10 protein-coding genes and 1 pseudogene are annotated in these 9,347 nt (G+C 68.1%); 3 read left to right on the plus strand and 8 right to left on the minus strand.

Annotated features, from left to right (window positions below):
* Nucleotides 1–447: phosphotransferase (locus ACE3TU_RS14935; RefSeq protein WP_374625547.1), on the plus strand; the 447-nt coding region annotated here is incomplete at its 5' end.
* A gap of 4 nt (nucleotides 448–451) precedes the next feature.
* Here ACE3TU_RS14935 and ACE3TU_RS14940 read toward each other — a convergent pair.
* The 6 genes from ACE3TU_RS14940 to ispH all read right to left on the minus strand — a co-directional run bounded on the left by ACE3TU_RS14940 (nucleotide 452) and on the right by ispH (nucleotide 4,159).
* The gene (locus tag ACE3TU_RS14940; RefSeq protein WP_374625549.1) at nucleotides 452–772 is read right to left on the minus strand and encodes a hypothetical protein; all 321 of its coding nucleotides are present in this window, start codon (nucleotides 770–772) and stop codon (nucleotides 452–454) included.
* 124 nt (nucleotides 773–896) lie between these two features.
* On the minus strand, nucleotides 897–1,637 hold the full coding sequence (locus ACE3TU_RS14945; RefSeq protein WP_374625551.1) for a hypothetical protein: 741 nt from the start codon (nucleotides 1,635–1,637) through the stop codon (nucleotides 897–899).
* Nucleotides 1,638–1,793: 156 nt separating this feature from the next.
* Nucleotides 1,794–2,117 (minus strand): hypothetical protein, encoded by a 324-nt coding sequence (locus tag ACE3TU_RS14950; RefSeq protein WP_374625552.1) that lies wholly within the window; start codon nucleotides 2,115–2,117, stop codon nucleotides 1,794–1,796.
* A gap of 59 nt (nucleotides 2,118–2,176) precedes the next feature.
* The gene (rnhA, locus tag ACE3TU_RS14955; RefSeq protein WP_374625554.1) at nucleotides 2,177–2,650 is read right to left on the minus strand and encodes a ribonuclease HI; all 474 of its coding nucleotides are present in this window, start codon (nucleotides 2,648–2,650) and stop codon (nucleotides 2,177–2,179) included.
* A 10-nt stretch (nucleotides 2,651–2,660) separates the two neighbouring features.
* The gene (locus ACE3TU_RS14960; protein WP_374625556.1) at nucleotides 2,661–3,200 is read right to left on the minus strand and encodes a GNAT family N-acetyltransferase; all 540 of its coding nucleotides are present in this window, start codon (nucleotides 3,198–3,200) and stop codon (nucleotides 2,661–2,663) included.
* Nucleotides 3,197–4,159: a 4-hydroxy-3-methylbut-2-enyl diphosphate reductase gene (ispH, locus tag ACE3TU_RS14965; protein ID WP_374625558.1), complete on the minus strand. Its 963-nt coding sequence runs from the start codon at nucleotides 4,157–4,159 to the stop codon at nucleotides 3,197–3,199. Before ispH ends, ACE3TU_RS14960 begins: the two co-directional genes overlap by 4 nt.
* An 83-nt stretch (nucleotides 4,160–4,242) precedes the next feature.
* Between ispH and ACE3TU_RS14970 the strand changes: the two genes are divergently transcribed.
* Nucleotides 4,243–6,507, plus strand: a complete 2,265-nt coding sequence (locus ACE3TU_RS14970; protein ID WP_374625560.1) for a putative PEP-binding protein — start codon at nucleotides 4,243–4,245, stop codon at nucleotides 6,505–6,507.
* A gap of 735 nt (nucleotides 6,508–7,242) precedes the next feature.
* Nucleotides 7,243–7,656: pseudogene (locus tag ACE3TU_RS14975) on the plus strand (cell wall hydrolase); the annotation flags it as partial.
* 13 nt (nucleotides 7,657–7,669) lie between these two features.
* Here the strand turns inward: ACE3TU_RS14975 and ACE3TU_RS14980 are convergent.
* A complete protein-coding gene (locus ACE3TU_RS14980) occupies nucleotides 7,670–8,395 on the minus strand; it encodes a hypothetical protein (protein WP_374625562.1) in 726 nt (241 codons plus the stop codon).
* 11 nt (nucleotides 8,396–8,406) lie between these two features.
* Nucleotides 8,407–8,949 (minus strand): hypothetical protein, encoded by a 543-nt coding sequence (locus ACE3TU_RS14985; protein WP_374625564.1) that lies wholly within the window; start codon nucleotides 8,947–8,949, stop codon nucleotides 8,407–8,409.
* Between the last annotated feature and the right edge of the window lie 398 nt (nucleotides 8,950–9,347).

The following is a 9,347-nucleotide window of genomic DNA, read 5'->3' on the forward strand; positions in this document are numbered from 1 at the left end:
AGGTACGGCGCCGACGCGGGCCTGGCGGAGAAACTCGAGGTCGTCGTCGCAGATCGTTTCGACGCCGTGACCTGGAGCCGCGGTCCGGTCTTTGCCCACCATGACCTGCATCCCGGCAACGTGCTCGTGGAGCGCGATGTCACGGGCCAGCTGCGGCTGGCCGGGCTCATCGATTTCGGCAATGCCCGCGCCGCCGATGCCGTCTCCGACCTTGCCAGCAGCCTGTTCTTCACCGAGCACGAGATGCCAGGTTCGACCCAGCACATCCTCGCAGGCTACGGGTCCGTCGATCACCCGGACCCGGCGGGCGCGCTGTGGTTCTACACGCTGCACCACCGGCTGGTGATGTGGTGGTGGCTGCGCCATGTGGGCGTCATTGCGGACGGCGAAAGGCACGACCTGATCCGCGATCTCGAGGCGATGGCGGACGCGTCCGGCCCGCGGTAGCGGCCTAGGCCCCGGCGAGCAACCGGACGAGCCAGACGATGAGGCCGAGCGACAGGGCAGGCAGGCCGATGCCAAGCAGCAGCCGGGTCGGCCGGGGGAGGGGACTCGGTTGCGTCGCGAGGATCATCACCACGACGGCAATCAGGTAGGCGGGGACGACGAGAAACGCCCACCAGCCGCTGGCCAGCCCCAGCAGCGCCGCGCAGAACACGAGACCGGCGAGTGCAGCGAGGCGCGTCACGCCGGCGGCCCGGTCGCCGGACGATGACAGCAGCCCGGCAAGTCCCTCGAGAGGCGATCGCGGGCCGCAGACGATCTCACGCATGGTACACTGCTCCGCCGAACGAATCCTGCAGCCATGGTCGAGCCTGAGGCCCGGCCGCACAAGGCGCGGCAGGGCCGATCAACAGCTGCGCCCGTGGCCTGTGGATGATCGGCCGGGCCGCGTGTCACGCGCGCGGGATGGCCCGGCCCTCGACATAGTGGCCGTAGAGCGTGGTGAGGATGCTCACCCCGACCAGCATCTTCACCCAGTCCGTGCCGAGCGTCCAGATGAGGCTGAGGATCCGGCCGAGCGGTCCGGCATATGCGAACAGGATGGCCGGCAGATCGATGATGAGGGCGGCGATCGCCGAGACGATGGCGAGAACCACGATGGCGCCGCTGGCCCCCTTGGTCGCCTCCCAGGCGGCCCCGAAGGTGAGCGGCTTGCCGATGGCGCTGGCCGGCAGCACCGGCGCCAGCCGGTAGCCGACGATCAGCGCCGCCGCGAGCGCCAGCACGCCGGCGACGAAGGCCAGCGGCGGGGCGACCAGCACCAGCAGCCCGGCGACGGTCCCGACGACCACCCCGGTGATGACGCACAGGATGCCGATGCCGAGCGACAGGAGCGCATAGGAGAACAGCCGGCCGCCATCGAAGGCCGGGAACTGTCCCTGCGGCTGCTCATCGAGCAGCACGTAGCGGTGCCAGGCAACCGCGATCCAGACGAAGGCGACGAGCGCGAGGATGCCGGTGGCGACGGCAACCGGCGCCATGGCCAGCGCCGCCTCGGGATCGACCACCTGATTGCGCCCGGTCGGGAACATCAGGCCGAGGATGAGGCTCGGTATGGCGTAGATGAGGTACAACAGGCCCGAGAGCCGCAAGGCATTGCGCCAGTCCCCGAGGACCAGGCGAACCGAATGCATGAACACAGAAACACCCACGACGTGCCCCCTATCTGTTTCGCTGGCAATGAGCGCAATTGTACGTGACCCGGGGGGAGGCTAGTGCAAGCTCAAGAGTCGCGGAAGCTTGCAGAGCCGAAATAGTCGCGAGGGACACCGCTCGTGCCGGCTGTCGTATCAGCTGCAGGTGACGACGAGCCCGTCGCGCCCGGTGAAGCGGAACAGCGTCCGGCCGGCCTCGTCCGTGCCGAAGGCGCCGCCGAGGCCGAGTTCGCGCAGCGGACCGCTCAACGGGTTGATGTCCGTGCCGGCGGAGGCCACCTGGCCCGAGCCGGACGAACCGCCGGCCGCGGTGAACGCATAGTCTCCGGCAACGAGCAGGGTGAGTTCGCCGAACGGCGCCCCATCCGCAGCGACGCACGCATAGACGCCGGGCGGCGGAAACTGCGCCAGGGCGGGAGTGGCGAAGAGGACGAGGGCGACGAGGAGCGGGACGCGCATGCCGCGAGTGTGGCGCAGTCCGGCGGGAATGCCAAGGACACCCGGGCGCCGGAGACAGCCTAGACCGGCGGCATGAGGCCGTCGGGGCGGTTGCGGGCGGGCTTGAACGGCGCCATGCCCTCGTTGGCGAGCTGGTCGGCGCGCTCGTTCATCTCGTCGCCATTGTGGCCCTTGACCCAGTGCCAGTTGATCGTGTGGCGCTGCGTGGCGGCGTCGAGCGCCTGCCAGAGCTCGACATTCTTGACCGGCTTCTTGTCGGCGGTGCGCCAGCCGTTCTTCTTCCAGCCGTGGATCCACTTGGTCAGCCCGTCCTTGACGTAGCTGCTGTCGGTATGCAGTTCGATGTCGCAGGGGCGCTTCAGCGCGTTCAGCGCCTCGATGGCGGCGGTCAGCTCCATCTGGTTGTTGGTGGTGAGCGAAGCGCCGCCCTTCAGCTCCTTGACCGTCTCGCCATATTGCAGCACCGCGCCCCAGCCGCCCGGACCGGGATTGCCCGAGCAGGCGCCGTCGGTATGGATGGTGACGTGGCTCACGGACTTCGGCTCACGAGCCTGCGCCGACCGCCGCCGGACGGTCGTAGCGATACCACTCGCAGTGGTGGCCGTGATCGTTGTCGCCGGTGTGGGTGTAGACGCCGCCCAGCTTGCGCAGCACCTTGAGCGAGTTCTCGTTGCGCACGTCGGCGAGGCCGATGAAGTGATCGCGGTCGGTCTCGCGCCAGTACCAGTCGCGCAATGCGCTCGCCGCCTCGAAGACGTAGCCGTTGCCCCAGAACTCGGGATAGAGCGAATAGCCGATCTCGGGCACCTCGTCGGGCCCGTAGACGCCGAAGCCGCAGCGCCCGACGAGCACGCCATCCGCCTTGCGGGTGACCCGCAGCTTGCCCATCTTCAGCCGGTCGAACAGCTCGATCCAGTGGGCGAGGGCGGCATCCATCTCCGCCGTCGTCCACGGCCGGCCGTGCTCGGTGAGGTAGCGCGCCACCACCGGGTCGCCGTGCAGGCGGTAGAGATCGCCGATCTGGTCCGCCCGCCAGCCGGAGAGCACCAGCCGGTCGGTCTCGAGAAGCGTCAGGTCGGTCATGCTGCGGGCTGCGTCCTCAGTTCGCGGGGCAGGTTGAAGACGATGGTCTCCCGCTGCGCCCCGCTGGCCGACACCCGGATGTCGAAGCGCTGCGCGAAGGCCTCGACCACCTCGTCGACCAGCGTCTCGGGAGCCGACGCGCCGGCGGTGATGCCGAGGCGCGAGATGCCGGCAAAGCGCGACCAGTCGATGAGGTCGGCGCGCTCGACCAGCGCCGCATTGGCGCAGCCGGCGCGCTGCGCCACCTCGACGAGACGCACCGAATTGGAGGACTCGGGCGCACCCACGACGATCATCGCATCGACCAGCGGCGCGACGCGCTTGACCTCTTCCTGCCGGTTGGTGGTGGCGTAGCAGATGTCTTCCTTGTGCGGCAGCGCGACCGCCGGGAAGCGCCGGCGCAGCACCTCGACGATGGCCGAGGTGTCGTCGACGCTCAACGTCGTCTGCGTCACATAGGCGAGCTTTCCCGGATCGCGCGGGGCGAACGCCTCGGCATCCTCGACCGTCTGGATCAGCGTGATGGCGCCCTCGGGCAATTGCCCCATGGTGCCGATCACCTCGACGTGGCCGGCATGGCCGATCAGGACGATCTCGCGGCCCTCGGCGAAGTGACGGTTGGCCTCGATGTGTACCTTGGAGACCAGCGGGCAGGTGGCATCGAGAAAGAACATGTCGCGTGTCCGCGCGTCCTCGGGCACCGACCTGGGCACGCCGTGGGCGGAGAACACCACCGGCGCGCCGGTATCGGGGATCTCGTCGAGCTCCTCGACGAACACTGCGCCCTTCTGGCGCAGGCCATCGACCACATACTTGTTGTGCACGATGGCATGGCGGACATAGACCGGGGCACCGTAGCGCTCGAGCGCCAGTTCGACGATCTGGATGGCGCGATCGACGCCGGCACAGAAGCCGCGCGGGGCGCACAGGGTGATATCAAGCTGCGGCCGTGTTTGCATGTGCAAGCAGATGCTTGCTGCGCCACGACAAGTCAAGTGTTGCGACAGCCGGAGGCGCCCGGCAATATGAGCGCGACAATCGGATGGTGTCCTCGTTGGCCCTGGCAGTGGAAATGTTCGCGGTCGCGCCCGCTACGGGCAAGGCGCACCTTTCCGCGGCCCAGGAGGTGCTGCTCGTCGGCAAGGCGCACTGGGTGCGCCGCGCCTACGAGGCGGGCCTGCCGGCGATCCCCACCATCGCCATCAGCCGCGCCGCCTGGATGGCCCTGCAGGAGGAGCGCCGCAGCAATGGCGACCGGCTGCGCACCCACTGGGTGGCCACGCTGTTCCGCCTGGTCGGGCGCGATGGGCGGCCGCCGCAACTGGTGGTGCGCACCTCGGCGGCGGCGCATTCCTCCGGGCTGATGCCCGGACGTCCGGGCCTTGCCGCCCCGGCCAGCGAGGCCGAGGCGGTCGATCCCACCCGGCCGCTCGGACGGGCCATCAGCGAAGCCTTCGACTCCTATCCGGCCGGAGCGGTGGCGGCGGAGCGGCAGATCGTCATCGTGCAGGCGATGGCGGAGGGCCGGCTCGAGCTCTTCCTCGCCCGCGACCTGCAGAGCGGGGCGCTCGGGCCGGCCCCGATCGGGACGGCGGCGCCGGGCCCCCTGCCGGAAGCCGCCAAGCGCCTCGCCGAGACCATGGATGCCGTTGCCGGCACGCACCTCGCCTGCCTCGTATCGGTGGAGGGCGAGGCGGTGCGACTGCTCTCGGCCCGCGTCGTGCAGGCCTCGGCCGGGGCCGAACTCGAGGCCGCCGTCGACCGTGTCGCGCGCGGCAGCTGGTCGCGCCAGGAGGCGGTGGTGCATATCGATCCGGCCCGGCTGCAGCAGATGCTGCATCCGCGCCTCAAGTCGCCCGAGGCGGCCGGCCTCGTTGCCTCCGGTCTGGGCGTGTCGCCGGGCGCGGCGAGCGGCGCGATCGTCTTCACCGCCGAGGACGCGGCGCGCCTCAAGGCACGCGGCCGGCACTGCATCCTCGTCGTCACCGAGACCGGCCCGACCGACATCGAGGGGATGAAGGCGGCGACCGGCATCCTGACCGCACGCGGCGGCATGACCAGCCACGCCGCCGTGGTGGCCCGCATCACCGGCAAGCCCTGCGTCGCCGGGGTGCGGACGCTGAGCGTCAACGTCGCCGAACTGACCTGCCGGATGGGCGACAAGGAGTTCCGCGCCGGCGACCGCATCACCATCGACGGCACGGACGGTTCGGTCTACCAGGGCGCGCTGCCGCTGGCGCAGCCCCATATCGGCGGCGCCATGGGCCAGCTGCTCGACTGGTCCGACGCCTCGCGGCAGGTCAAGGTCCGGGCCAATGCCGAGACGGTCGAGGCGGTGAACACGGCGCTGAGCTTCGGCGCCGAGGGGATCGGGCTGGCGCGTTCGGAGCACATGTTCTTTTCGCGCGAGCGCATGGTGGCGCTGCGCCGGCTGATCCTCTCCGAAGATGCCGAGGATCGGGCCAAGGCGCTGACCGGCCTCGTCGATTTCCAGACCGACGACTATTCGCGCATCTTCGTGGCGATGGCCGGGCGGCCGGTGACGGTGCGCCTGTTCGACCCGCCGCTGCACGAGTTCCTGCCGCGCAGCGACGAGGATATCGAGGAGACGGCGCAGTCGCTCGGCCTTGCCGTGCGCACCCTGCGGCTGCGGCTCGAGCGGATCGCCGAGATCAACCCCATGCTCGGGCATCGCGGCGTGCGCATCGCCATCACCTACCCCGAAATCCTCAAGATGCAGATCGAGGCCCTGTGCGCCGGCGTGCGCGCCGCTTCGGCCCGCCAGTCCGAACCGGTGACGCTGGAAGTGATGGTGCCGTTCGTCTCGACGGTCAGCGAAGTGGTCGAGGTGAAGCGGCAGGTCTACGCGCTGATCGCGCAGGCGGGGCTGCCGCAGGCGGCGCGCGACCGCTTCCAGTTCGGCACCATGATCGAGCTGCCGCGCGCCGTGCTGCGCGCCGAGGAGATTGCCGAGCATGTCGACTTCTTCTCGTTCGGCACGAACGACCTGACGCAGACCACCTACGGTATCTCGCGCGACGATGCGCCGGCGTTCCTGTCGGCCTACCAGCGCAAGGGCCTCTACGACTTCGATCCCTTCGTGACGCTCGACCAGAAGGGCGTCGGCGAGATGATTTCGATGGCGATCGAGCGCGGCAAGCGCGTCAACCCGACGCTGAAGATCGGCATCTGCGGCGAGCATGCGGGCGATCCGGCCTCGCTCGAGTTCTTCGCCCGTCTGGCGGTGGATTATGTCAGCTGCTCGCCCTACCGCGTGCCGGTGGCGCGGCTGACGCTGGCGCAATAGGCCCGCGTTTACCTCGCCCTAACCCTAAGGCCGCATTATTCCGGTCGTCGGCATTTGCGTCACAGTTTAACTGGAATGCCGGCGTCGTTTGTTGCGTACCCGCGTGGATAGTAAAGCGTACCGATGGCCCACTACCGGACCAACCCGTCGAACCGGGTCCGCCACGAACTGGCCTGGCTCAGGACGGTGGTGGCAGCGGCCCTGACGGTGCTCGCGAGCCTGGGGCTCACCAATGCCGCCGTCGCCCCCGACAACGCGCGGCCGGCCATCGCGGCCAAGGCGGCCGACGCGACCCCGCTCCTTTCGCAGGTCGGCGAAGACCTGATCATCACCGGCTCGATCGACCACCTGTTCGAGGGCCAGAGCTTTACCGGCACCAACCGCGCGCTGAAGACCGACCGGGCGCGCCCGGTGGTCGAGGTGATCGCGCTCAGCACCGGCTTCGAGGGCATTCGCCAGCGCATCGCCGCGCTGCGCCAGCCGAAGCTGCCGGCGCTGCCGGTGCCGGCGGCGCCCGAGGCCGTGCCGGTCGAGGCCGCCGGCCTGCCGATCGCCGTCGCCGCCATCGATCCCGCCCTGACCACGCCGGCGCTCGACGCCATCGACGCCCTCGCCGGCACCGCCGACGGCGTGCCGCTGCCCAGGACCATGTCGAGCAAGCTCGCCTATGCCCGCGCCGACCTGCCGGCCACCGTGTTCGACGGCTCGGTGCGCAACAAGGCGGGCACCAAGGTCTCCGACAAGGAGGTCTGGTGCATGGCCACGGCGATCTATTTCGAGGCGCGCAGCGAGAGCTACCGCGGCCAGGTGGCGGTGGGGCAGGTGGTGATGAACCGCGTCGCCCACCGGCTCTATCCCGGCACCATCTGCGGCGTGGTGTTCCAGAACCAGAACAAGCGCAATGCCTGCCAGTTCTCCTTCGCCTGCGACGGCATCCCCGAGCGCGTCACCGAGAAGAAGGCCTGGGACCAGGCCATGGCCATCGCCAAGGACGTCATCGCCGGCAAGGAATACCTCACCGAAGTAGGCTACTCGACCCACTACCACGCCACCTACGTCTACCCGCACTGGGCCCCGCGGATGAAGAAGAACACCAAGATCGGCCTGCACGTGTTCTACCAGTTCAAGCGCGGCTGGAAGTTTGGGTGAGACGAGGCGGGAACTACGCGGCAGACTGGTAAGCGCTGGCAGTGGCGTTGGCAGAAAGCACGCGATCGGAGGTTGCGGCGAGGATGGACCGAAACTCGGGCTTCGTTCCCTCGTAGTCGGCGAGTACCACCGTGGTGCGCGGGGGCATGGTGAGCCGACGCACATCGCCGAGCTTCAGGTTTGCGGAAGCGATCGATGGATAGGCCGGACTGACGTGCTCGAAAATGGACAGTCCACCACCCTCGGTACGAACGAGTGCGTCAAACTCCCATTCAGCGGTGACACCACGGACCGGGACATCGAAGGCCACCGCTTCTCCGAAGGCGGTGCGCACACGCTCCTCAAACATCTGTCGCGAACGCCTAATGCGTTCGTGCTCCACCGCGTATGCGCTTCGTTCGACAGTGCGCGCCGACGCAGACAGAACCGCTATCACTGCACCGGGCAGTTGCCCGCGCTCAACGCGAAGAACGAAGAACGCCCCGTGATCAAAGCCCACTCCCGTACGTGACGCCACTACCGGAGCCAGCTTGGAAAAAGCAAACGAGGCGCCCATCAGCTCGGCGGCCAGCGCACCATTGCCATCATCGGAGACGAAGAACGCCTCGCCGTCTCTGTCAATTCGAGCCACTGCAGCAGACCCGTTCGGATACGTAACTCCCGCCGCCACATACGCGGAGGTCTCCGAAGCCGACGCGTGCACAACCGCTCGCGCGACATCGTCGGCGAGGGCCTGCATGTCATCGTGGGCTAGACTAATCTCGGTTCCCATGGTGGCGATGGTATGCTCTCTATGTCGGGGCAACGCCAACGTTCGGCGCACAGCCTAAGATAGTCTCTGAAAGAATTGATTGCACGCGGTAGCTCGCACGCAACTCCTTTGTCGGTTTGGCGGAACACGCCAATGCCGCGATCGCGGTTCAGTTCAAACGGGTGCATCCGGTCCAGCAAGCGCTTCATGGCGTGGCCCGCCGGCGCGTTCGGCGGATTGTCATGAGGTCCTCTAGTCCTCCACTCGACGGGTTCCAGCCTAAGCAACGATGGCACACCGGCAATAAACACCTCCACCTGCCCATAGACCTCGCCGTGCATTTCATGTTTGGGGGTGTGAATCCGGAAAAACACCGAGCCGAGATCGCCGTCCACCTTCATTGCAGCTCGGTAGAAAAGTCGCGGATTGATGGAACTACCCTCCTCTGCCCAACCGGGCCAGTCGTCCAAGGTTTTTTCCGCGCGGCAAATCTCGCCGAGCCGCTCGATGAGCTTGACCTCTAGGTCTTGTTCCATCGCCAATGGGTGAGCGTTGACCGCTCAGAAGTCTAGGGCCCTGGTCCACTATCCACATCCGCAGCACCCTGATCGGGCGAACAGTCGGCGTCATTGCGTTGCTATCGCCGGTAAGGCGTGTGATCGGCTATTGCAGTTTGCAGGGGCGCGATCGCGACGGTCGAGGCGCCAGCACGCCCGTAGCTGATCGCCCCGTCCCATCGGCCGACCTGCCGTGCACCCCGCAATTTCGGGATGTGGGCCGGCATCGGCTGGTCGAGGCTCCCCCTGCGCATCGTCGATCCTGAAGCATCCGCGAACCCTGGACGGGTCAAATGCGTCGCGGCGCCGGGCAGCGTCACGCCCCAGAACGGAGGAGACATCATGAAGGGTATCATTCGTACGGCAACCGCGGCGCTTGCGCT

The organism is Devosia sp. (genome assembly GCF_041917035.1).
GTDB lineage: Bacteria > Pseudomonadota > Alphaproteobacteria > Rhizobiales > Devosiaceae > Devosia_A.

Coding starts and splice junctions, on each gene's coding strand:
- ACE3TU_RS14940 (WP_374625549.1), bottom strand. CDS start 772: ATGCGTGAGATCGTCTGCGGCCCGCGATCGCCTCTCGAGGGACTTGCC.
- ACE3TU_RS14945 (WP_374625551.1), bottom strand. CDS start 1,637: ATGCATTCGGTTCGCCTGGTCCTCGGGGACTGGCGCAATGCCTTGCGG.
- ACE3TU_RS14950 (WP_374625552.1), bottom strand. CDS start 2,117: ATGCGCGTCCCGCTCCTCGTCGCCCTCGTCCTCTTCGCCACTCCCGCC.
- ACE3TU_RS14960 (WP_374625556.1), bottom strand. CDS start 3,200: ATGACCGACCTGACGCTTCTCGAGACCGACCGGCTGGTGCTCTCCGGC.
- ispH (WP_374625558.1), bottom strand. CDS start 4,159: ATGCAAACACGGCCGCAGCTTGATATCACCCTGTGCGCCCCGCGCGGC.
- ACE3TU_RS14970 (WP_374625560.1), top strand. CDS start 4,243: ATGGTGTCCTCGTTGGCCCTGGCAGTGGAAATGTTCGCGGTCGCGCCC.
- ACE3TU_RS14980 (WP_374625562.1), bottom strand. CDS start 8,395: ATGCAGGCCCTCGCCGACGATGTCGCGCGAGCGGTTGTGCACGCGTCG.